17 protein-coding genes are annotated in these 22066 nt (G+C 64.9%); 6 read left to right on the top strand and 11 right to left on the bottom strand.

The window, feature by feature from the left end; all coding sequences use genetic code 11:
• Positions 1-35: 35 nt before the first annotated feature.
• Positions 36-1157, bottom strand: coding sequence for a DUF3068 domain-containing protein (locus O4220_RS06710; protein WP_269602901.1), 1122 nt, complete (start codon positions 1155-1157; stop codon positions 36-38).
• Between the two features lie 167 nt (positions 1158-1324).
• Between O4220_RS06710 and O4220_RS06705 the strand changes: the two genes are divergently transcribed.
• Positions 1325-2473 carry an acyltransferase family protein gene (locus tag O4220_RS06705; protein ID WP_269602900.1) on the top strand — a complete coding sequence of 383 codons (1149 nt, stop codon included), beginning with the start codon at positions 1325-1327 and terminating at the stop codon, positions 2471-2473.
• On the opposite strand, the gene O4220_RS06700 is transcribed toward O4220_RS06705, so the two are convergent.
• The 3 genes from O4220_RS06700 to O4220_RS06690 all read right to left on the bottom strand — a co-directional run bounded on the left by O4220_RS06700 (position 2451) and on the right by O4220_RS06690 (position 7461).
• Positions 2451-6698: an alpha-(1->3)-arabinofuranosyltransferase domain-containing protein gene (locus O4220_RS06700; protein ID WP_269602899.1), complete on the bottom strand. Its 4248-nt coding sequence runs from the start codon at positions 6696-6698 to the stop codon at positions 2451-2453. The genes O4220_RS06705 and O4220_RS06700 overlap by 23 nt on opposite strands.
• A gap of 22 nt (positions 6699-6720) precedes the next feature.
• A complete protein-coding gene (locus O4220_RS06695) occupies positions 6721-6891 on the bottom strand; it encodes a DUF2613 domain-containing protein (RefSeq protein WP_080730504.1) in 171 nt (56 codons plus the stop codon).
• Positions 6892-6993: 102 nt separating this feature from the next.
• On the bottom strand, positions 6994-7461 hold the full coding sequence (locus O4220_RS06690) for a universal stress protein (protein WP_032377566.1): 468 nt from the start codon (positions 7459-7461) through the stop codon (positions 6994-6996).
• A 153-nt stretch (positions 7462-7614) separates the two neighbouring features.
• Between O4220_RS06690 and O4220_RS06685 the strand changes: the two genes are divergently transcribed.
• Together O4220_RS06685 and O4220_RS06680 are read left to right on the top strand one after the other, a co-directional pair.
• Positions 7615-8790, top strand: a complete 1176-nt coding sequence (locus O4220_RS06685) for a glycoside hydrolase family 3 N-terminal domain-containing protein (protein ID WP_269602898.1) — start codon at positions 7615-7617, stop codon at positions 8788-8790.
• 62 nt (positions 8791-8852) lie between these two features.
• On the top strand, positions 8853-9455 hold the full coding sequence (locus O4220_RS06680; protein ID WP_032377568.1) for a TetR/AcrR family transcriptional regulator: 603 nt from the start codon (positions 8853-8855) through the stop codon (positions 9453-9455).
• A gap of 73 nt (positions 9456-9528) precedes the next feature.
• Here the strand turns inward: O4220_RS06680 and O4220_RS06675 are convergent, their stop codons facing one another.
• Complete coding sequence (locus O4220_RS06675) at positions 9529-10386, bottom strand: MaoC/PaaZ C-terminal domain-containing protein (protein WP_032405280.1); 858 nt, start codon at positions 10384-10386, stop codon at positions 9529-9531.
• Positions 10383-11729, bottom strand: a complete 1347-nt coding sequence (locus tag O4220_RS06670; protein WP_032378373.1) for a 3-oxoacyl-ACP reductase — start codon at positions 11727-11729, stop codon at positions 10383-10385. Before O4220_RS06670 ends, O4220_RS06675 begins: the two co-directional genes overlap by 4 nt.
• Before the next feature lie 139 nt (positions 11730-11868).
• Between O4220_RS06670 and O4220_RS06665 the strand changes: the two genes are divergently transcribed.
• Complete coding sequence (locus O4220_RS06665) at positions 11869-13167, top strand: acetyl-CoA C-acetyltransferase (RefSeq protein ID WP_269602897.1); 1299 nt, start codon at positions 11869-11871, stop codon at positions 13165-13167.
• Positions 13168-13301: 134 nt separating this feature from the next.
• Here the strand turns inward: O4220_RS06665 and O4220_RS06660 are convergent, their stop codons facing one another.
• From O4220_RS06660 to O4220_RS06640, 5 genes are read right to left on the bottom strand one after another with little or no spacing between them, the layout of a single operon-like run.
• Positions 13302-14621: an ABC transporter substrate-binding protein gene (locus O4220_RS06660; protein WP_269602896.1), complete on the bottom strand. Its 1320-nt coding sequence runs from the start codon at positions 14619-14621 to the stop codon at positions 13302-13304.
• Positions 14618-15661 carry a branched-chain amino acid ABC transporter permease gene (locus tag O4220_RS06655; RefSeq protein WP_269602895.1) on the bottom strand — a complete coding sequence of 348 codons (1044 nt, stop codon included), beginning with the start codon at positions 15659-15661 and terminating at the stop codon, positions 14618-14620. Before O4220_RS06655 ends, O4220_RS06660 begins: the two co-directional genes overlap by 4 nt.
• Position 15662: 1 nt before the next feature.
• Positions 15663-16541 (bottom strand): branched-chain amino acid ABC transporter permease, encoded by an 879-nt coding sequence (locus O4220_RS06650; protein WP_032405283.1) that lies wholly within the window; start codon positions 16539-16541, stop codon positions 15663-15665.
• Between the two features lie 26 nt (positions 16542-16567).
• Positions 16568-17290 (bottom strand): ABC transporter ATP-binding protein, encoded by a 723-nt coding sequence (locus tag O4220_RS06645; protein ID WP_269602894.1) that lies wholly within the window; start codon positions 17288-17290, stop codon positions 16568-16570.
• Positions 17280-18101: an ABC transporter ATP-binding protein gene (locus O4220_RS06640; protein ID WP_269602893.1), complete on the bottom strand. Its 822-nt coding sequence runs from the start codon at positions 18099-18101 to the stop codon at positions 17280-17282. The genes O4220_RS06645 and O4220_RS06640 overlap by 11 nt, the downstream gene beginning before the upstream one ends.
• 148 nt (positions 18102-18249) lie before the next feature.
• On the opposite strand from O4220_RS06640, the gene O4220_RS06635 reads away from it, so the two are divergent.
• Positions 18250-19554 carry a PucR family transcriptional regulator gene (locus O4220_RS06635; RefSeq protein ID WP_269602892.1) on the top strand — a complete coding sequence of 435 codons (1305 nt, stop codon included), beginning with the start codon at positions 18250-18252 and terminating at the stop codon, positions 19552-19554.
• A 230-nt stretch (positions 19555-19784) separates the two neighbouring features.
• Positions 19785-22010 carry a VanW family protein gene (locus tag O4220_RS06630; protein WP_269602891.1) on the top strand — a complete coding sequence of 742 codons (2226 nt, stop codon included), beginning with the start codon at positions 19785-19787 and terminating at the stop codon, positions 22008-22010.
• The last annotated feature ends 56 nt before the right edge of the window (positions 22011-22066 follow it).

Raw genomic sequence — 22066 nt, 5'->3', positions numbered from 1 at the left:
ACGGGCACTCAACCACGCCACTGCGCGTAGCGCACTTACTCCTTGTTGAGGTTCGTCCTCGGAATTTCTTCCGTGCGATCCGTGGTCCAGTCGCGGTTCGGTGCGGTTCCGCCGCTCGGGGTCGGGCGCGGAGCCGCGTCCGTGCGGGCAGGCTGACGGTGTCCACCGTTTCCGCCGCGCAGGAGCAGGAACGCTCCGGCGATCAGGGAGATGACACCGAGAATGCCCGCGACGATCGGAACCGTACGGCCGAAGAGCGAGAGCTTGTCCTGGCCGTCCTTGGCCTGCTGGATCTGGTATTCGACGGTGTTCTCGTCGAACGTGATCGGTGCGTTGAGCACGTCGACCTCGGGCTTGCCTGCTTCACGTCCGTAGTACTGGTGAATCTGTTCTTCACCCTTGACGACGACACCGGTCTCGGGCTCGACCCACAGGGTGCGGGTGTTCTCGTACCAGCGGGTCATCGTCACCGGCGCTGCTCCGCCTTCGACGCCCCACGTGTCGGCGGGCAGGGTCACCTTGTTGGTCGGCAGATTGACCACCGTCGACAGGTCGACCGGACCGACGGTCTGCTGGTACTGGTACACCGGCGTGCCGTTGATCTCGGTGGCCTCGACGAAATCGATGTCTTTGGACGCACGAGCGTTGACGTCGAAGTACGGGTAGCTCTTCTGCTCGGAGTTGAACGGGAACTTGTACTGCAGACCGGTGTGGGCAACTTCTTCGGCGGGCTTGTCGCCGGCCACCTGGATGGTGCCGATCGGGCTCTCGACGGGCATCGAGGTCTTGCGGTCGATGGTGACGCGGTCGACGCTGGCGGTCAGCAGTCCCGTGTCGGCCTGCTTGTCGCTGCGGCGCAGGGTCTGACCGGCCTGCAGCGTCATGATGTCGGCGTCGGAGGGATCCTCGACGGTGACGAATCGCTGTGAGACGAGCGGAACGTTCTGGTCGACGACCGCGCGGCCGGCGGCGAGGGAGCTTGCGTTCAGCACACTGCCTTCGCCGGTGGAGACGGTGGTTACCTCGAGGTCCAGCGGCGTCTTCTCGAGCGCCGAGACCGTATAGGTAGGTATGAGGATGGCGGCGACCACCAGAAATGCACCCAAGCCGATGAGTACAAGAGCCAATATCCGGCTCGGCCCTGAGCGCTCCGCCATGCTGATTCTCCTTAGTCGACCGCTTCACTGGAAGACACCGCAGGCGAGACCAGCGTGCGCCCCCGACCCGATGCCCGATTTCTTACGACACGTCGCAGGTGACAGTAACAGTCGACAGTGGTGCCGGTCTCGTCCGAGCCGGTTCGACACGGCACACTTGAGCCACCATGAGTACTCGAGTCGATTCGGCATCCGTCGTACCGCTGCGTGCGTTCGTCCCTGCTCTCGAGGGAATGCGCGCGCTGGCCGCGATCGGCATCGTAGTCACCCACGTGGCCTTCCAGACCGGTGCCGCCGAATCCCCGCTTATGGGTCGGATCTGGGGCAGGTTCGATCTCACCGTGGCGATCTTCTTCGCGCTCTCGGGGTTTCTGCTGTGGCGTCCCCATGCCGCGCAGGCCAGGGGGCTCACGCAGGCGCAGTCTGCTCGCCGCTACTTCTGGTCGCGCGCGGTACGTATCCTGCCGGCCTACTGGGTCGTCGTCGTGCTGGTACTGCTGTTTCTCCCGCATGCGGGCGGCGACTACCGGGTGTGGTTGGCCAATCTCTCGCTGACGCAGGTGTTCGTGCCGTTGACGTTGACCGAAGGCATGACGCAAATGTGGTCGCTGTCGGTGGAAGTGGCCTTCTATCTACTGCTGCCTGTCTTCGCGTGGCTGATGGTCCGATTGCGCGGGGCCTCGGCCCGATACCGAATCCGGGTGCTGCTCGGTGCATCCGCGGTGACGCTGTCCTGGGGATTTCTGCCGATCACGACTGCCGAAGCGATTCACCACGACAACTGGCTGCCCGGCTACCTTCCCTGGTTCGCGGCCGGGATGGTGTTGGCCGAGGTGTCCGTCGGACCGCAGACCTGGGTACATCGGTGGGCTCGGCGCAGTTGGGTGATGCCGTCGATCGCACTGACTGCCTTCGTGCTGTCGGCGACTCCACTGGCAGGCCCACAAGGATTGGTTCGGCCCGAGCCGTGGCAATTCGAGCTCAAGATCGTCTTCGGTGCGATTCTCGCATTCGCGATGCTCTCGCCTCTGGTACTCGCCGACACCGGTCGCAGACACCGAGTGTTCGAGCATCCGGTGATGCTCACGCTGGGTCGGTGGTCGTACGGAATCTTCATCTGGCACTTGGCCGTTCTGGCTGTGGTGTTCCCGGTGTTCGGCATCATCCCGTTCTCGGGCGGAATGTGGTTCGTGTTGACGGTGACTCTTGCGCTGTCGATCCCGGTGGCCGCGGCCAGTTACGCGCTGGTGGAAGAACCTGCTCGACGGCGATTCGCGCCGAAGAAGGCACCTCTCACGGACGCCGTATCGCACTGATCGCCAGCGCGACGATCCCGATCAACGCTGCCAGCTGAACTACGTAGGATCCGCCCACGTACCCGTCGGACGCTCGCCATGGACCGAGCGACAGCAACGCGGGACCGAGCATGGCGAATCCGCCTGCAGTGCAGATCAATACACGTGAGGACAGCGCGCGATCGAAACGGCGATCCAGATACACCGCACCGACTCCGATCACGGCAACAGTGACCGCGCCGGCAATCCCGGCCAGTACGATGGTTGCTGCGAGCAGTGCCACGAATGCGGCCGTGCTGCTGCGCCACGGGCGCGGCGGCGGGCCCGGATTCGGTACCGTGCGGGGCGCGCGAATCGCCGCGAACAGCAACGGGATCAACAGCAGTAGCCCCCCGAAGATGCCCAGCCGGTACCAGCGATCGGTGGTGAAATCCAACGAGATCGTGCCCGACGCCCCCGCCGGAACCATCCAGGCCTGCTGCCACCCGTCGACGACAACCGGGGACAGCTCGGCACCGCCGGGCAACGTTGCGTGCCAGCCGATGTTGTTGCTCTCCGGGATCACCAGTAGTCGATCCTCGGTCGCGGAAGTGAGCGTCACCTCGCGGTGATCGGGACTCCAGGCCGTGGTCCTCGCCGCTTGCGGTGCCGAGCTCGTCGGCCAGTCGGCCGGAATGGGCATGGTGCGCAACCGAATACCGTCGACGAAGAACGATGCTCCCGGCTCGACCACCACGTCCTGACGGCCTTCGGGCAACGACACCGGGTTGACGAAGTTCTCGTTCACCGGGGTGTCGGCGTCGCACACCGACGCCTTCAGCGGTTCGCCGGAACGGAACTCGTCCGCGGTGGCAGTCACCGACGTGCGCACCGTCTGCCCGGCAATGGAGACGATGGGACCGTTGAAGCAGTCCACCGTGATCCGACGGTCACCGTCGTACGGGGCACCGATCGGCTCGCCTGCGGACAGCGGCGTCACTTCGGCAAAACCAGGTGGTTGAGATTGGATGAAGCCCAATGAATTTCGATCCAAGACGCCGTCCCAGTCCACGATGGACAGCACGATCCTGTCGGTCACATACGGTGCCAGTTCGACTGTCGTCGAACCGTCGGTGTCCAGGTCGCGAACCATCGGGCCGTTGCCGAGGTTGACCGCGACCCGGGTGGGGTGGGCAGGAAGTGCGCCGAGGCTGGGGCTGAGCTTCAGCCCGTCCACCAGTGTGGGAGCGGGCAATTGGATGGTCAGAGTGGGGTTGGTGCCCGCTCGGTCGGTGATCGACTTCTCCGGTGCGGTCCAGGATGTGCGCGGGTCACCGTCGGTGGCGGCGAAGGCGGAACCCTCCAGATCTGCGACGTCCGACGCCCCGCTGGCCAGCGGTCGACCCGGCTGAGCCAGCAGTGCCTCGAGTTCGGGCGACTGCCGCGTGCGTACCGTCAGATCGGGGATGACCGCGGTACCCATCGGCACGTCGATCGTGCGCGAGAAACGCCCCAGCTCCTCCGGAGACTTGGACAGTCCACTGCTGCAACGGATTCGATCCTCGGTGTCGAGGCATCCGGAGCGCCCGGGAAATTCTTGGCCGAGTTCCCACGCGTCGACGCTCGCCCCGGCCGGAGTATCGGGCAACACTGCACGGTGCACGATCGGCACCGGCTTCGGGTTGTCTCGATCGGAGTAGTCGTCCACCGAGACCTCGCTGATGCCGAATTGGCTTCCGCGGGTTCCATCGACCGTCGATTTCGCGGTGATCCGCAGCCACGGCGTTTCGCCACCCGGCAGTGACACTGTCATCGGGTCCCCGGGCTTGTCGACCCGCGCCGCGGTGGAGCCGTTCGGGGTGGTGACCTCGACCCATTTCACCGGGTCGCCGATCGTTCCGGGACTGGTGCGCAGGTGCAGCAGACCGCCGCGAACCGGGGTATCGAAATCCAACTGAAGCCATTGCCCCACAGCGCGTTCGATCCCGTTGCTGATCCAACTGGTAGCCAGATCGCCGTCCACTGCGGCCGCGACACCGCTGCCGGGTGCGCTGCCACCGATCTGCGTTGCGTCCGATGCCGAACTCGACGCCGTCAGCGTCGCACCTTCCCACTCGGCGTCCACGGTCTCCGCCCCGTACACCGGGTAGTCGGGAACCTCGTTCAGCGATCGCCGGGGTTCGTCCGCGGCCCGCAGTGCAGAACTGTGATTGTCGACCTGGCCGAAGTCGGTCTCGCGGTTCATCGGGGTGTCCGTCACCGTCACCGAGTCGACGGGTATGCCGGCGGCAGCTGCGTCCGACGCGAGCATTGTCGGACCAGCCGGCACGGGAGTGCGAATCCCGTTGTTGCGCAGTTCGTTAGAACGCAGAATCGACTCCGGTCCACCCTGTACCACCGGGACCCGATCGAGATCGACCGTGTAAGGGCCGGACGCGGGGGTATCGGCCGATCCGTTCACCGAATAGATCTCGACAGCGGGATACGGCGGCCGCAGATCACCGTCGAGCACAACGCCGTCGACCTGACCGGGAGCAACGTCCTCACCGAACTCGGCCACCCGGGCCAATCCCGGCGAACCGTCGAGCACCTGGTGCACCGATGCCGGACGTGTGGACCGAGAATTTTCGGGATCGAGGTCGTTGCGCACGACGACGTAGCTGATGCCCTGTCCTTCGAGGGTGTCGGCCAGTCCGCTGGACGGACGCCCGTCGGCGAAGAGTCGCTGCACGGAGTCCAGCGCGCGAATGGCTCCGGGCGGGGTGAGCGGCACGGCGTCGCGGACGGCCCAGGGCGTCGTGGCGAGAGCCTGCAACGGCTCGTCGCGGGTCAGTCCCCAGGTCTGCAACGCGAACGGTGCGCCGGGCACGATCAGTGCGCGCTGCGCATCGGAACCGTCGGGACTCGAGCCGGACGCGTGGGCGGTGAGCCAGTCCGCGGCATCGTGCCAATACTGCGGAACGGCCTCGTAGGCTCCGCGAGGCGCGAGCTTGCCCGTCCATGCGAGCGAGGTGGACAGCGCCAACGCCACCAACACCAACGCGGTCACCGCCATCATCGGATGCTTTTCCGGATGCGCGACGGCCGATCGCCACTGTGGCCGCGGCACCGACCCGGGCAGCGGAACGCGTCCCAAGAGGTGAGCGAGGCCCAGTACCAACGGGATTCGAATGACCGGCTCGAGTTTGTGAATGTTGCGTAGCGGCGCGCCCGCGGAGTCGAGGAACAATCGCACTGTTGCCGCGAACGGGCCGTCCAGATCGCCGACGAACCCGGCACCGAGCCCGACGAGACCGACGAACAGCATGATCGTCAGCCGGCCTCGGGCCGGCATCGATCGCATCGCCAAGCCTGCGATTCCAGCAGCCGCGATCAAGCCCGTTGCGATGACCGCGGCAGGCTGGGTCACCAGAACGGCACCGGCCACGCGCTCGGGTGAGACGAACGGCGTCCAACTGCCGGTGCCGCGCAACACTTCCGTCAACGACGTCCACTGGGTGGTGGTGCCGGAGGACTCTATGTAGTCCAGAAATGGTGGAGAGACTTTGCCCAACAACAGCAATGGCACCACCCACCACAGCGTTGCGAGAACGAGGAAGCCGGTCCACCAGGCACTGAACACGAGCCAACGCTTGTTCGGCCGATGCGACAGCATCCAGATCACGGCCACCAGAACGGCGGCAGCCGTCGCGACGGCATTGACCGCGCCCATCAACGCGACTGCGAGCGCCGATTGCGCCGCGGCCCGGCGAGCCGTCTGCTTCGCGTTGTCGCCGGTGAGACACCGCACGATCGGGATCAGCACCCACGGAGCGAGCATCATCGGCATCGTCTCCGAAGAGATCGACGTAAGGGTGGTGATCACTCGCGGAGACAGAACGAAGGCCGTTGCCGCGATCAGGCGAGAACTGCGGCTGCCGATGCCGAGGGCCTCGGCGAGTCGGACGATTCCCCAGAACCCGGCGATGAGCAGCAGTGCCCACCACATGCGCTGCGTGATCCACGGTGGGATGGACAGGAGGTCTCCGCCGGCGAAGAACGCTCCGTGCGGGAAGAAGTAGCCGTAGGCCTGGTTCTGCACCTGGCCCAACGGTGCCGCGCTGTTCCACTGATGCGAGGCGCGGTCGAGAAATCCGAGGGGGTTCTGCGCCAGGTCGTATTTGGTGTCGGCGACGGTGAAGCCGGGGACCTGCAGAAAGGTGAGAAGAAGTGCCAGAGCCGAGACGCCGAGTAGCCATTTACGGCCGAGCGGCTCGGCCGAGATCATCGATCCACGAATGCGACCAGCGTCAGCGGCTGCCGTACTCAACCTGGTTCAGCAAGGACGAGTCGGCGTTTCCGGTGCGATCGATATCCGGACGAGAGTTGTCGGCTGCAGCGGCGGTGACTCCGAACACGACGCCTGCACCCAGTACGGCTCCGACGACGGCGGCAATGACACCCGGGACAGCGAACTTCATCTCGGTTCTCCAGTCAGTCGGCTCACAGATAAAAGGGTGAGGTGGACCCCCACGCGGGCATCACGGTATCACCTGCGTCACTGTAAACAGTCGTCGGACGCTTTACTTGCCGGGGGGAACGATCAGGACAGGGCGGTGGCTGTGTCGGAGCACGTGCTCGGCTACCGAACTCTGCAGTAGTGCACGCAGACCGGTCGTGCCTCGGGTGCCGGTGACGATGATGTCGACGTCCATCTCGTCGGCTTTCTCCACGATTGCGCTCCAGATGGCGGTGGTGCATTCGGTGCACTGACCTTCCACCTTCAGGCCTGCGGCCTCTGCCAGCGCGACGCCCTCGCTGTTGGTCACTTTCGCGTCGGTGAGCGCAACGTCCTCGGCCTCGTCGTCGGGCACCCATTCGGGCTGCATGACGCCGGACAGGCCGGACATTCGAGCTGCCTGACGCACCATCGGCTCCCATGCCGTGACAACGATCGCGCGGGAGGTGGTGAGAAACCGGCCGGCGTAGTCGATGGCTCGTTTGGCATTGTCGGAGCCGTCGTAGGCAATCAGGATGAGGTCTGCGGTCATGGTCGAGCTCCTCCTCATGTCGCGTTCGTCCAGATTACCCCCACCCCCTTCGGGATCAATGTGGGTTTCAGTCGGTCAGAGTGCAACAAAGGCGCATTGATCCCAACCGGAGGGGCGGCAGCGACACCGACGATCTCGACTACCGTCGTGTTCATGCGATTTCGGTACTCGGTTCGGTCCGCTGCGGTGATGACGGTCGGTGTGGGGTTGTTGGTCTCGTGCTCGAGCGAGTCCACCCAGGTCGCGTCGACGCAGACAGTGCCCCCTGTTTCGACGACGACAGCAGCCGGCACGACCGTGCCGCAGCCTGTGCCGCCTGTCGACGATTGCGCGGCGTTCGTCGGCGGATTGTCGGAGCGTCAACGATTGGCTCAGTTGCTCACCGTCGGAGTCACCGGCACTGCGGACGCGGTGCAGATCATGTCCACCGAGCAGGTCGGCGGCCTCTTCGTCGGCAGTTGGACCGACGAGTCGATGCTCGGCAATCGGGAGGTACTGCAGGTTCTCGACGCGTCCGCGGTGGCCCCGATGATCACGATCGACGAGGAGGGTGGACGGGTTTCGCGGGTCGCGGATCTGCTGGGGGAGGCACCGTCGGCACGGGTGTTGGCACAGACGATGACGGTGGACGAGGCGTACCAGGAGGCGTTGACGCGCGGACGGGGTCTGAAGGATCTCGGGGTCACCGTCGATTTCGCTCCGGTGGTCGATGTGAGTGCACAACCCGATGATTCCGTCATCGGCGATCGGTCGTTCTCCGATGATCCGCAGGTCGTCATCGAGTACGCGGGGGCGTATGCGCGAGGTCTGGAAGATGCTGGAATCAAGCCCGTCATCAAGCACTTTCCCGGGCACGGCTCGGGTTCGGGCGATTCCCACACCGGTGCCGTCACCACTCCCTCGCTCGACGAATTGAAGACCGATGACCTGCTGCCGTTCGCAGCGCTGAACAACACCGGCGTCGGGGTCATGGTGGGGCACCTCGACGTGCCCGGGCTCACCGAGCCCGGGGTACCGGCGAGCATCAGCCCGGCGGCGATGGCGTTGTTGCGCGATGGCGTCGGATATGGGGCGGCTCCGTTCGACGGTCCGATCTTCACCGACGATCTGAGCGGCATGGCGGCGATCACTGCGCGGCTCGGGATCGTCGACGCGGTGGAGGCGGCGTTGGTTGCGGGAGCCGATGTGGCGCTGTGGCTCACCACCGATCAGGTGCCCGCAGTGTTGGACAATCTCGAAGACGCGGTGTCGACGGGACGCCTCGCCGCGGCGCAGGTGGACGAGGCCGCCGCGACGGTTGCCCGGTTCAAGGGGGCGTGCGGGGCCTGATTGCGCGGTACTCGACCTTACTGTGGAGTAACGTCTAGTACTTCGTACGTATTGGAGGGTCCATGGCTGGCGGCACCAAGAGATTGCCCCGCGCCGTCCGCGAGCAGCAGATGCTCGACGCGGCGGTGGATGTGTTCTCCGACAACGGTTTTCACGAGACATCGATGGATTCGATCGCCAAGAAGGCGGCCATCTCCAAGCCGATGCTGTATTTGTACTACGGGTCGAAGGACGAGTTGTTCGCCGCGTGCATCCATCGTGAGGGCGTCAAGTTCGTCGAAGCTCTGACGCCGGCCGCAGACCCGACTCTGACGCCGCGCGAGCAGTTGCGCAAAGCGCTGATCGGCTTCCTCGGATTCGTCGGTGAGAACCGGAAGTCGTGGATGGTGCTCTACCGCCAGGCCATCGGCCAGCAGGCATTTGCCTCACAGGTGCAGAGCAGCCGCGATCGGTTGATCGAGTTGACGGCAGGTTTGCTGGCGATGAGCACCAGGGACCCGGAGCAGTCGCAGAATTTCGGGCTGATGGCCGTGGCGTTGGTCGGTGCAGGCGAGGCCGTGGCCGACAGGGTCGCGGGCGGCGAAATCGAGGTCGACGCGGCAGCAGACCTGCTGGAAAATCTGGCGTGGCGGGGCCTGGCCGGCAAGAAGACCGCCGCAACCTAGGGCTGCCGAACTCGAAGTTATGGACGGAAATCCGGGGAAATCCGTCCATAACTTCGAGCTGGGCGACGCGAACTCAGCGCAGGGTTCCCGTCAGATGCGGGTAGCCCTTCTTCGGGTTCTTCAGCGACAGGTCCCAGCCGGTACCGACGGCATCGGCGTAGGCGTTGATCGTCGCGGGCAGGATGATCGGCTTGCCGAACCGGATGCTGTAGTTCACGGCCTCCGGGATCCGACCCTCGACGGTCTGCAGTACCGCTGCCGCACTCCACATTCCGTGCGCGATGGTCTTCGGGAATCCGAATGCCTTTGCGCCGAGCGAGGATACGTGGATCGGATTGCGGTCTCCCGAGATGGCCGCATACCGGCTGATGATCCGCTGGTCGACGCGCAGGGTGCGGGTCGGGGGCGGCGGAACCTCGTCTGCAGGCGGTGTTTCACGAGGTCCACCCGACAGCGAGGTCTTCTGCAGGCTCAGGAAGCTGGAGGTCTGCTTCCAGACCAGCTCGCGTCCCACTTTGACCTCACTGATCAGGTCCACCAGCAAGCCCTTGCGGTGCTCGCGCAGGTTCTCCGCGTGCACTCGGATGTCCAGTGGCTCCGATGCCGAGATGCCGCGGAACTGCTCGATGACGTTCTCGGCGTGCACCGATCCGATGGCGGCAAACGGGAAGCCCTTGGAGACCATCAGCTTCATCACGGTCGGAAACACCAGCGTGAACGGGTAGGTCACCGGCAGCTGATCGCCGAATCGCAGCCCCGTCGCGCGGCAGTACCCGGCGAGGTTGTCGGGGTCCACTCGCAGACCCTTGAGCTCGTACACCGTGCTGGGTACCGAAGACGATCTGGATCCGAAGAACGGCAGCGCACCGAGCGCAGCCGAGGTGTAGATGTCGGATGTCTTCGGCTGCGCGGTGAGCGTGACGGTGCTCATGCGCCGAGCAGGCTCTGGCCGCACACGCGTACGACCTGGCCGGTGACGGCGTTGGATGCGGGAGAAGCGAAGTACGAGACCAACTCTGCGACATCGACGGTCTCGCCGCCCTGCAGCAGCGAGCTCATGCGTCGTCCGGCCTCGCGGGTGGCGAACGGAATTGCCGCCGTCATCGCGGTTTCGATGAAGCCGGGAGCAACGGCGTTGATCGTGATGTTCTTCTTCGCCAGCACCGGCGCGGAAGCGTGCACCAAGCCGATGACACCGGCCTTGGATGTGCCGTAGTTGGTCTGGCCGCGGTTGCCCGCGATACCGGCGATGGAGGAGACGTCGACGACGCGGCCGCCGTCCTTGAGTGCACCGGAGGCCACCAGCTCGTCGGTGATGCGCTGCGGCGCAGCAAGGTTGACGCCGATGACCGAGTTCCAGCGGGCGTCGTCCATGTTGGCGAGAGTCTTGTCGCGGGTGATGCCTGCGTTGTGCACGATGATGTCGGCCCCGCCGTGACGCTCCAGCAGGTGCTTCGAGAGGACCTCGCCGGCGTCGGGCGAGGTGACGTCGAGTGCGAGCGAGGTGCCACCGACCTTGTTGGCCGTCTGCGAGAGTGCTTCTCCGGCAGCAGGGATGTCGGCTGCGATGACTGTGGCTCCGTCGCGGGCGAGAACCTCGGCGATGGTGGCACCGATGCCGCGGGCAGCGCCGGTGACGACGGCAACCTTGCCGGCGAGCGGCTTGTCCCAGGAAGCAGGTGCCTGTGAATCGGCGTCACCTACGGCGATCACCTGGCCGTCGACGAATGCGGACTTGGCCGACAGCAGGAAGCGGAGAGTCGATTCGAGGCCGGAGAGGCCCGTCGACGCGTTGGGAGAGATGTAGACGAGCTGCGCCGTGGCACCACGCTTGACCTCTTTGCCGACGCTACGCGTGAAGCCCTCGAGGGCGCGCTGAGCGATGTGCTCGTCGACGCTCGAGGTCTCCTCGGGGGTGGTGCCGATGACGACGACGCGAGCCGACGGTGCGAGGTTGCGGATGACCGGCTGGAAGAACTTGAAGAGCTGCTCGAGTTCTGCAACGTTGCTGATTCCGGTGGCGTCGAACACGAGTCCGCCGTGCTTGTCGTCGTGCGGCTGCGACTGCGGGTAGTCCGAGAGCAGCTCACGCAGGGGTTCGACGAGGCGGCCGCTGCCACCGATCAGGACCGGGCCGGCCAGTGCCGGCTCGCCTGCCTTGTAACGACGCAGCTTCTCGGGCTGCGGCAGTCCTGCCTGCTTGGCGATGAAGGCTCCCGGCGCGGACGCGAGGAACGTTGAGTAGAGATCTGGGGCTCCCTTGGAGGCTGCCACTGTCGTACCTTTCATTCAGCGCTGCTCGCTCGAGGAGCGAGGCGCACGACCGGGTGTCGACAACCAACTTACTCGCCAGTAAGATGAAACTCCACCAGGGCCATTCCCCACATGCTGGGGACGATGTTTGGAGACGTCAGTGACAAGCAAGCAGCTACGACCGGTCGCAATCGTCGGTGGCAACCGCATTCCGTTCGCGCGTTCGGACAAGAAGTACGCGCTGGCGTCCAACCAGGACATGCTCACTGCCACCATCGACGGTCTCGTGTCGCGATTCGGTCTGCAGGGCGAGCGCCTCGGTCTCGTCGCCGCCGGTGCCGTGCTCAAGCATTCGCGCGATTTCAATCTCACCCGCGAGGTCGTTCTCGGTAGCGCGCTGAGCCCCTACACCCCGGCCTTCGACATCCAGCAGGCCTGCGGCACAGGCCTGCAGTCGATCATCGCCGTCGGCGACGCCATCGCGTCGGGCCGTATCGATGCCGGTATCGGTGGCGGCGTCGACACCACGTCCGACGCCCCGATCGGCGTCAACGACGAACTGCGCGAGTTCCTGCTCTCTCTGAATCGGGCCAAGAGCACCGGCGATCGCATCAAGCTCCTCGGCAACGTCCGTCCGGGCATGCTCGGCATCGAGATCCCGCGCAACGGCGAGCCGCGCACGGGCCTGTCGATGGGTGACCACGCCGCTATCACCGCCAAGGAATTCGGCGTTCGCCGCGAGGACCAGGACGAGCTGGCCGCAGCGAGCCACAAGAACATGGCAGCCGCATACGACCGTTGCTTCTTCGACGATCTGGTGACGCCGTTCCTCGGCCTCACGCGCGACGACAACCTGCGTCCGGGATCGACCGTCGAGAAGCTGGCCACGCTCAAGCCGGTCTTCGGAACCAAGCTGGGCGACGCCACCATGACGGCCGGTAACTCGACGCCGCTCACCGACGGCGCGTCGGCTGCACTGTTGTCGAGTGACGAGTGGGCTGCCGAGCGCAACCTCCCGGTGCTCGCGCACCTGGTCGATTCCGAGACCGCAGCGGTCGACTACGTCCACGGCAACAGCTCGTTCAAGGACGGCCTGCTGATGGCTCCGACCTACGCGATTCCGCGTCTGCTCGCGCGCAACGGCCTGACGCTGCAGGACTTCGACTACTACGAGATCCACGAGGCGTTCGCTTCGGTGGTGCTCGCAACTCTGCAGGCATTCGAGAGCGACGAGTACTGCAAGGAGCGTCTGGGACTCGACGGCGCTCTCGGTTCCATCGATCGCAGCAAGCTCAACGTCAACGGATCCTCGCTCGCCGCGGGCCACCCGTTCGCTGCGACCGGCGGACGCATCGTCGCGTCGTTGGCAAAGATGCTGGCCGAGAAGGGCTCGGGCCGTGGCCTGATCTCGATCTGCGCGGCCGGTGGCCAGGGCGTCACGGCCATCATCGAGCGCTGATCACTGCAGCTTCGGCTGCTCCCGATTCGGGGGACACAGGGTCGGCGGATCCGGTAATCGAGGGGTTTTCGGATCTGCCGACCAGAACGTGAAAAAGGGCACGCATTCCGATGCGTGCCCTTTCTCATGTCCGATCAGCCGGGGATACCACTCTCCGGCGGGGTCGATTCCTCCCCGGTGTATTCCTCGACGGCCGAGTCGCCGATGTCCGTCTGCAGCACCGGAGTCAGGTACTCGGGTACGCCGCCGCGGATCTGGAAGACGCTGGCTCCGGAGATTCCGAGGTGACTCTCTTCCGAGTATCGGAACGGGGCGAGCTGAGGTCCCTCGAAGTCCTTTCCGCCGTCCTGAATTGCCGCGACGATGCCTTCGCGGGTGGGATTCTCGCCGGCCGCCTCGAGCGCCTGCACGAATGCGTATGCCTGGCTCAGACCGTAGATGCGGTAGTTGGTCAGTGGGTCACCGGTTCCGTTCTCCGCCCAGACCTTCTGCCACAGTTGGGTCCACGGATTCTCCGGCGAGTCGACGCCCGGGATGTACTCCAGCGAGATCATGCCTTCGAGCGACTGCGCGCCGTCGGTGACGGCACCCTGGGAGAAGCGTCCGAGCAGGGAGCCGACGAGGTCCACGTCGGAACCGATCGAGCTGTAGAACCACTCGGGGTCGTAATTGAGCCGCATGGCGGTCAGTTGGCTCAGTGCGGTGTACGAGGGCACGTTGAAGCCGAGTATCAGATCGGCTCCGGCACCCTGCAGCGCCGCGATCTGAGGTGCGACGTCCGTGTTGCCCGAGGTGTAGCGCACGACCTCGACGATCTGGTCGTCGAGATACTGCCGAACTGCTTCCTCGCTGTCTCGGCCGAGATCGTCGTCCTGGAGGAACAGGCCGACCTTGGCGTCGGGCCGGTTCTTCGTCACCCAGTCGCCGATGATCTTGCCCTCGACCTGGTAATCAGGCTGCCAGCCGAAGGTGTTCGGGTACTTCTCGGGATCGTTGCCCCACATGATCGCCCCGGAGGAGACGAACAGGTCCGGCACACCTTCCTCGTTCAGAAAGTCGATCACTGCGCTGTGGGTTGCCGTGCCGAGTCCACCCACGACGGCGAACACCTCGTCCTGGAGGACGAGTTCGTTGACGACCTGGGTGGTGGTCGTCGGATCGTACGAGTCGTCGCGAACCACGTACTCGATCTGCCTACCGTTGATGCCACCCGCGGCGTTGACGTAGTCGAAATACGCCTGTGCGCCCGTGGGAATTTCGCTGTAGCCGGGTGCCGCGACCCCGGTCAACGGGAAGTGGGCACCGATCTTCACCGAGGTGTCGGTGATGCCTACCGTCGAGCCTTCCGAGGATTCCGTCGCCTCGTCTCTACCGCCTGCGCCGCACGCTGCGGCCAACGAGACGACGGCGACGAGTGCGGTCGTTCTGACCGCCACCGATCCGAACTTCGTCATTTCATCTCTTTTCTGGTTGAACGCAACCTTCGATACGTGCCCACCAGACCCAGTGGGGCGAACAGGATGACCAGGACGGTGAAGATTCCGGTCACCAGTGGTGCGAGTTCGGCGGATTGCAGACTGCTCAGCCCCAGATCGAGTCCGAGGTTGGTGACCACCGGCGGGATGTAGGTCAGCAGTACTGCCCCGATCAGGGCCCCGGACAGAGTTCCGAGCCCACCGATGACGACGGCCGAGAGCAGCGTCAGGGAGAGTGTCAGCGTGAATCCGCTCGGTGCCGCGATCCGTGCCGACATCGCAAGAACGGCACCACCTGCGCCCGCGCACGCCGCGCTGACGACGAAGGCCAGAATGCGTGCACGCCCCAGGTCGATGCCGGCCAGCTCGGCGGCGACCTCGTCGTCCCGGACGGCTCGCCAGCGGCGGCCGATTCGGCTCGACGAGACGTTCGCTAACAGGAAGAACACGATGACGAGCAGAACCCAACTGACGTAGGCGACGAATTTCGTTCCGCTGAGCTCGTTTCCGGTGACGAAGTACATCACGTCGTCGATCAGATCCGGCACTTTCGGTACCGGGACGACCAGGCCTTGTTCGCCGCCGAGGTAGTCCGAGAAGTACAGGGCCAGGCCCGGTACGGCGACGGCGAGGGCCAGCGTGGCACCGGCCAGGTACGGCCCGTGCAACCGGGCAGCGGCAACTCCCACTACCACACCCACGACGGCCGAGATGACGGTGGCGGCGAGCAGTACCAGGGGTACCGACCATCCAGAATCGTTGGCCCGCAGCATCAATGCCGCGGTGTATGCGCCGACGGCCATGAACGCGCCGTGTCCGAGAGAAAGTTGGCCGCTCAACCCGGTCAGCACGGTCAGCCCGCCGGCCGCGATCGCCAGGTAGGCAACCGAGGTGAGCTGGCTCTGCCGGAAGGTGCTCAGTGACTCGAGCGCGAGCACGATGACGACGAGTCCGATGACAACACAAAGGAAGTGACGTCGAACCGGGGTTGCGGTGAGACGCGTGAGAGTCGCATTCATGTCACACCCTCCTGGCTGCTGCGCTGGCGAACAATCCGCTCGGGCGGACCAGAAGTACGACGATCAGGATCACCAATGCCGCACTGGAGACCAGATCCTGGCCGAGGTAGCCGCTGACGAAGCTGAGTCCGATGCCCATCAGCAAGCCGCCGACCACCGCACCCGCCGGGCTGTCCAGGCCACCGAGAACTGCTGCAACGAAACCGAATACGACGATCGAGTCCATGTATCCCGGATGCACCAACGAACCTCCTGCGATGAGCAGGCCTGCCAGTGATCCGACGACTGCGGCGAGAGCCCAACCGAGGGTGAGCATTCGGCTCACGCGTACTCCCAGGAGTTTGGCGACCTCCTGCTCGAAAGCGCTCGCTCGCATCTTCAGTCCCAGGTCGGTGAAGCGGAACAGCAGGATGAGCAGCGCCAGTACCACCAGGACCGCGATGATCTTGAAGATGTCGTACCCGGTCAGCGCCACGTTGATCTCCCCGATTCGCTGGCCTGTGAGGCCGAAGGGAGCTGGGAAGGAACGGAATTGGTTGCCGAAGATGATGGCGGCCACCGCGTGGATGATGATGAACAGTCCCAGCGTCAGAATCACCGGGTTTATGTGGGAGGAGCTGTCGACGAACCGGATGACGAGTCTTTCGATCAACGCTCCCAGCAGTAGCCCGCTGAGGAGCGCGACTCCGAACCCGATCCAATACGAGTACCCGGCGTCGATGACGACGAGTGCGACGTAGGTGGTGATCATGGCCATCGGAGCCTGGGCGAAGTTGACGATGCGTGTCGATCGCCAGATGAGGACGAGAGCGAGGGCGAAGGCGGCATAGATCATGCCGGTCGTCACGCCGTTGATGAGGATGGTGAGCAGTTGTTGCACTGTGGCAGGCGTCCTTTCGGCTTGCTCTAGAACCCGAGGTAGGCGTGTCGGAGGGCGTCGTCCCCGGCCAGGGTGTCGGCGGGGCCTTCCATCGCGACCTTGCCCAGATCCAGGACTACGGCGTGTTCGGCGATCGACAGCGCGCTCCGCGCGTTCTGTTCGACGAGCACAACGGTCATCGATTCGGAATCGACGAGTGCACGGAGTGTCTCGAAGATCTGCGCGACGACTTTCGGAGCGAGCCCGAGAGACGGTTCGTCGAGAAGAAGGACCGACGGCGTCGCCATCAGAGCTCGTCCGATCACCAGCATTTGTCGTTCTCCGCCGGACAGGGTGTGCGCAGAAGACGCTCGGCGGCCGGTGAGGGGCGGGAACATCTCGTAGATCCGGTCGAGGGTGACTGCGTCGTGACTTCTGTTGCGTCCCAACGCGCCGAGTCGAAGATTCTCGTCGACGGTGAGTTCGGCGATCACTCCGCGGCCCTCGGGGACGTGTGCAAGTCCTTTGCGGGACATGCGATCCGGTGCCACGCCGACAACGTCGACACCGGCGAGATCGATACGTCCCGATACCGGCCGAATGAGCCCGGAAACGGTGCGCAGCAGTGTCGTCTTTCCGGCTCCGTTGGCCCCGAGTACGGCGGTGATCGCCCCGGCCGCGACGGTCATCGACACCGAATCGAGGGCGGTGACCGGCCCGTAACGCACAGTGAGGTCGGTGATCTTCAGGTGTGCCGCGTCAGTCGTCATGGGCCACCTCGTTTCCGAGGTATGCAGCGAGCACGGCGGGGTCTTCACGGATCTGATCGGGCGTCCCCTGAGCGATGACCTTGCCGAAGTCGAGTACGTAGATCCGGTCGCACACACTCATCACGAGGTCCATGTGATGCTCGACGAGCATGACCGATGTGGCAGGTCTTTCCGGTTCGGAATCGGTGGAAACTGCTGCCAAAGAACGAATCTCGTTGCCGAGCTCGCTCATTTCGTCGCTGGACAGGCCCGAGGCGGGTTCGTCGAGCAGAAGCAGTGTCGGTTCGCTGACGAGAGCACGAGCCAGCGCGACTCTCTTGCGCACCGCGTACGGCAGGCTCGGCGGCAAGCGGTGGGCGTGGTCTTCGATCCGCAATCGCTGCAGCATGGCCATCGCGGTCGAGCGGACCGCGGCGTCGTCGGAGGCGCTCGACGGCAGCCCGAGGAGGCCGGCCAGGACTCCGGTCCGAGCCGTTCGGTCGGCACCGATCATGACGTTGTCCAGAACGGTCATTCGATCGAACAACCCGAGTCCCTGCAGGGTTCTGCTCATGCCGAGTCGGGGGAGGTCGTGCGGGCGAAGCCGGGGCAGCGCTTTGCCGTGTCGGCCGAGTGTTCCCGATTGCGGTCGGACGAGTCCGCACGCAACGTTGAACAGGGTCGTCTTGCCGGCCCCGTTGGGTCCGATGACGCCGAGGACTTCGCCGGGGCGTACGTCGAGACTGACTCCGGAGAGCGCGACGATTCCGCCGAACGACACTTCGACGTCCTTCATGGTGAGAACCGGGTCCATCGTGTCGAGAGAGTTCAAGTGACGCACCTCACAATCTGTTGCGTTCACTATGGTGCGTCGCGCACAACGGGCGATATGGGCGCTGCGCACAGAATCTTTGGGTCGCTGGGCACCAGTACCGGTCAAATCGCCCTGTGATGTGGGCTCTGTGCGCAAAACTGTCAGGGTGGGTGCTCCTGGTGGTCGACACGCATCGGCGCGATCCGCTGCCCGCGGCGCGGTGACGGCGGCGGATCAGGAGAAGATCCGAAGCGCATGGGCGGCCTTGACGCCACGGGCCGATACGATCGCCGACTCCATCACGTTGGCGCTCATCGAGCAGGAACCTGCCTACCTGGCCAGCTCCGCTCCGGACATCGCGGGCGAGATCAGGCGCAGTACCCGCGAGCACATCGGTCAAGGTCTGCGCACCCTGTCGGGGCTGCCGGCCGCGAACGACAACACCAGGGAGGTGTGGCGTCGCACCGGGAGGGAACGCGCTCGCCAAGGTATTCCGATGGAGTTGGTGCTCAAGGCATACACGCTCGGTAGCCGAACACTCTGGGAGGAGCTGATGCTCGAGCGAGAACAACGCCGATCCAGCATCGACGAGCACCTTCTTCTGGTGGCGGGTCAGCAGTTGTGGCGTGCGCTGGACAGTCAGTACGAAACTCTCGTCGAGGCGTATCGGCAGGAGAGTGCCCGAATGCAGCAACGGGACCTCGCCAACGTCTTGGAAATTCTCGACGGTCTTCGGTCGGGGCGTGGTGGAGATCCGGCATTCGTCATCGAAGCTCGTGCCACACTTGGGCTTTCGGCGTCGCAGCAAATTGCGTGTGTCGTCGGCCCACTCGACGATCAGGGATCGCCGCCGCTGCCCGCACCCGAGGATGCATTGGATCAGATCGGTGCGGTATCGCATTGGAACACCAGGGACGGTCATCAATTCGCACTCGTCGCGCTCGGCACGGGGTCGTGGAATTCTGTCGTCGATTCCCTCGCGGCGCAGGCCGTGGGGCCCGTCGGCGTCGCGCATTCACCCGAGGGTGTGTCCTCGTTCGCGGCGGCATACCGATTGGCGGCGCTGACGGCCGAGACCATCACCGAGGGCAGCGGCGTGGCGTTGGCGACGGAGCGTCTGCCTCGCGTGATCATGGCTGCCGACCATCAATCGTCGGAGTTGCTCGTGCGCCACGCTCTCGGCAGCTTGTGGACGCACCCGGAGCCGCATCGCGGAACGCTGCTCGACACTCTGGCGCACATGCTCGCCTCCGACGGTTCGCCGACCAACGCCGCGAAGGCGCTCTACTGCCACCGAAACACGGTGATCTATCGGGTTCGACGGATCGAAGAGTTGACCGGGCATGATCTGACCGATCCGCGAGATCGGCTTCTGCTCACGCTCGCCCTGGTCAGAACGGGGCACTGGACCCGTGCCGTGGGGCAAGGTGACAGTTCGACGCCCCGCGGATCATTCAATCGAATGAATTGACGAGACAATTTTCAACACGGTGTAACGCGCGGTCGAGGAGTGCCTATATTCCAGGTGGCTCCGTGCTGCTGCCTGACCCCCGACCCGGCAGCAGTGCGGAGCCTTTCTTCGTTCGGATACCGAACATCGCCGAGTGACCGTCGCCGTTCGGTTTGCGTAAGCTCGTGCCCGGGGTACGCCGTGCCCACGGGTGGAACTTTCATCGAACGGTGGTCCTGGAAGGGTCGAACGTGAGCGAGGGCAACAGTAGGTCGGGTGATTCGCCCAACGGCGACGAGAAGGTTCCCGACGTACCGCCGTACGACGCTCCCACCGAGACATTCGGAGCTGTCGGTGACGGAGCCGACGGATCGGAGCGTGCGTCCGGTTCCGATCATCCCTCCGACGACGTGACGGCCGACTCCGCGACCGCTGCCGACGGCACGGACACTGCAGAAACATCTGTTCACGAAGCCTCGACCACCGATGCCGTCCCCGCTGATTCCGACGCTACCGATTCCGCCACTACGGATCCCACCACTACGGAGGTCGTCGAATCGGCCGGTCCGACGGACGTAGCCGAGTCCGATTCGTCGACCCCGCAGCACACGCCGGTCGCGGACGAGTCTCCGACCCTGGCACAGCCCGTCGTTGCTGAGCAGCCCGAGTCTCCCGCAGAACCGCCCTCGATTCCTCCCGGCGACGGTAGTGCGCAGGCAGATGGAGCCGGGTTCACGCCGCCGTGGCGGAAGATTGCCATCGGCACCGGTGCAGTGGTCGCCGTTCTGGCGCTGTTGTATGCCGCCGATTGGTTCACCTCGAACGATCGGGTTCCCCGTGGTGTCACCGTCGCCGGAATCGACGTCGGCGGAAAGGCGCACTCCGACGCCGAAGCCGCCCTGCGATCCGAGCTCGGGCCCCGCGCCGAGCAACCCGTTCAGGTCGATGTCGGCGATCGACAGGTCGAAGTGGTTCCCGCCGCTGCCGGTCTCGGGGTGGATTGGAATGCGACGCTCGACCGCGCGGGTTCGCAGCCGGTCAATCCGATCACTCGGCTGACGTCGTTTTTCGGTAGCCGCGAGATCGGCGTCGTGTCGACCACGGACGAGCAAGCATTGACCGTCGCCGTAGACGGACTCCGCGCAGAGACCGATCGCGCTCCCGTCGAAGGCGACGTCGTGTTCGACGGTGTCACTCCTGTTGCTGTTGCACCACTGGAGGGTCGGGTGTTGGATGCCGACGGGACGCGTCGGAATCTTCGGACCGAATGGGCCTCGGGGGCAACGGAAGTGGTTTACGAGTCCACCCCCGTCACGGTGACACAGGAGGCGGTCGACCGAGCGTTCGCGGACGTTGCCGTTCCCGCGACGTCGGCTCCGGTGATCGTCGCGGGCAGGCAGAATGTCGACGCGACCCTGGCTCCGGATCGCGTGGGTGAGGTTCTGCGCTTCGATCCGGACGGCCAGGGCGGGCTGACTCCGATCTACGACACCGACGTCGCCGCCGGTATTCTCGCGCCGCAACTCGTACGTACCGAGGTACCGCCGAAGGACGCGTCGTTCACGTTCTCCGCAGGTGCGCCGACCGTCGTACCCGGCGTGATGGGCGAGCTGGTGGAGTGGCGCAAGACTCTCGAGCAGCTGCCCGCACTGTTGTCTGCGGACGGTCCCCGTACCACCGAAGCGATCTACGAACCGGCTCCACCTGCACTCACCACCGAGGCCGCGCAGAATCTCGGTGTACGAGAGGTGATCGCCGAGTACACCACCGGCGGGTTCGAGTACGCGTCCGGCGTCAACATCGGGCTCACTGCGCAAATAGTCAACGGTGCGCTCGTGAAGCCGAAAGAGACGTTCTCGCTCAACGGATACACCGGTCCACGAGGTACCGCGCAGGGTTTCGTCGAGTCGGGGATCATCGACAACGGCAGACCCGATCGCGCCGTCGGCGGTGGAATCAGCCAGTTCGCGACGACTCTGTACAACGCGTCCTACTTCGCCGGTATGGAAGACACCGATCACACCGAGCACAGCTACTACATCAGCCGGTATCCCGAGGCCCGCGAGGCGACGGTCTTCGAGGGTGCCATCGACCTGAAGTTCACCAACCCCAACGACACCGGTGTGGTCATCGAATCGTTCGCCGATTCGTCCAGCGTGACCGTGCGACTGTGGGGTACGAAGACCGTCGACGTCGAATCCATCACCGGGTCGCGAACCAACCCCACGTCACCCAACACTGTGACGCTGCCCGCCGGTGCCGGCTGCGTCGCATCAGGTGGAGGACCGGGATTCACGGCCAGCGACACCAAGGTGATCAGCGACGCCGCGTCGGGTAGGGAATTGTCGCGGAACACCAGAACGGTGAAGTACGACCCGATTCCGATCGTGAAATGCGTCCAGCCCGATCGTCCGGACACTGCTCCGGCACCTCGATCCGATCCAGCGCCGGAGCCGGAGCCGGAGCCGGATGAGTGACGTCCGAGCTGCGAGGATGCAGTTCGAATCACCTCGAGTCGGACTGTGGCGTCGAG

It is taken from the genome of Rhodococcus ruber (assembly GCF_027270735.1).
GTDB lineage: Bacteria > Actinomycetota > Actinomycetes > Mycobacteriales > Mycobacteriaceae > Rhodococcoides > Rhodococcoides rubrum_A.
Note: the sequence above shows the minus strand (reverse complement) of the source record. Positions and strands in the feature narration are given on the sequence as shown.

Excerpts from the sequence above, each read along its gene's own strand:
- O4220_RS06705 (WP_269602900.1), top strand. The coding sequence starts at position 1,325 with ATGAGTACTCGAGTCGATTCGGCATCCGTCGTACCGCTGCGTGCGTTC.
- O4220_RS06710 (WP_269602901.1), bottom strand. The coding sequence starts at position 1,157 with ATGGCGGAGCGCTCAGGGCCGAGCCGGATATTGGCTCTTGTACTCATC.
- O4220_RS06645 (WP_269602894.1), bottom strand. The coding sequence starts at position 17,290 with ATGACGACTGACGCGGCACACCTGAAGATCACCGACCTCACTGTGCGT.
- O4220_RS06685 (WP_269602898.1), top strand. The coding sequence starts at position 7,615 with ATGCGATTTCGGTACTCGGTTCGGTCCGCTGCGGTGATGACGGTCGGT.
- O4220_RS06695 (WP_080730504.1), bottom strand. The coding sequence starts at position 6,891 with ATGAAGTTCGCTGTCCCGGGTGTCATTGCCGCCGTCGTCGGAGCCGTA.
- O4220_RS06700 (WP_269602899.1), bottom strand. The coding sequence starts at position 6,698 with ATGATCTCGGCCGAGCCGCTCGGCCGTAAATGGCTACTCGGCGTCTCG.
- O4220_RS06655 (WP_269602895.1), bottom strand. The coding sequence starts at position 15,661 with ATGAATGCGACTCTCACGCGTCTCACCGCAACCCCGGTTCGACGTCAC.
- O4220_RS06680 (WP_032377568.1), top strand. The coding sequence starts at position 8,853 with ATGGCTGGCGGCACCAAGAGATTGCCCCGCGCCGTCCGCGAGCAGCAG.
- O4220_RS06675 (WP_032405280.1), bottom strand. The coding sequence starts at position 10,386 with ATGAGCACCGTCACGCTCACCGCGCAGCCGAAGACATCCGACATCTAC.
- O4220_RS06690 (WP_032377566.1), bottom strand. The coding sequence starts at position 7,461 with ATGACCGCAGACCTCATCCTGATTGCCTACGACGGCTCCGACAATGCC.
- O4220_RS06660 (WP_269602896.1), bottom strand. The coding sequence starts at position 14,621 with ATGACGAAGTTCGGATCGGTGGCGGTCAGAACGACCGCACTCGTCGCC.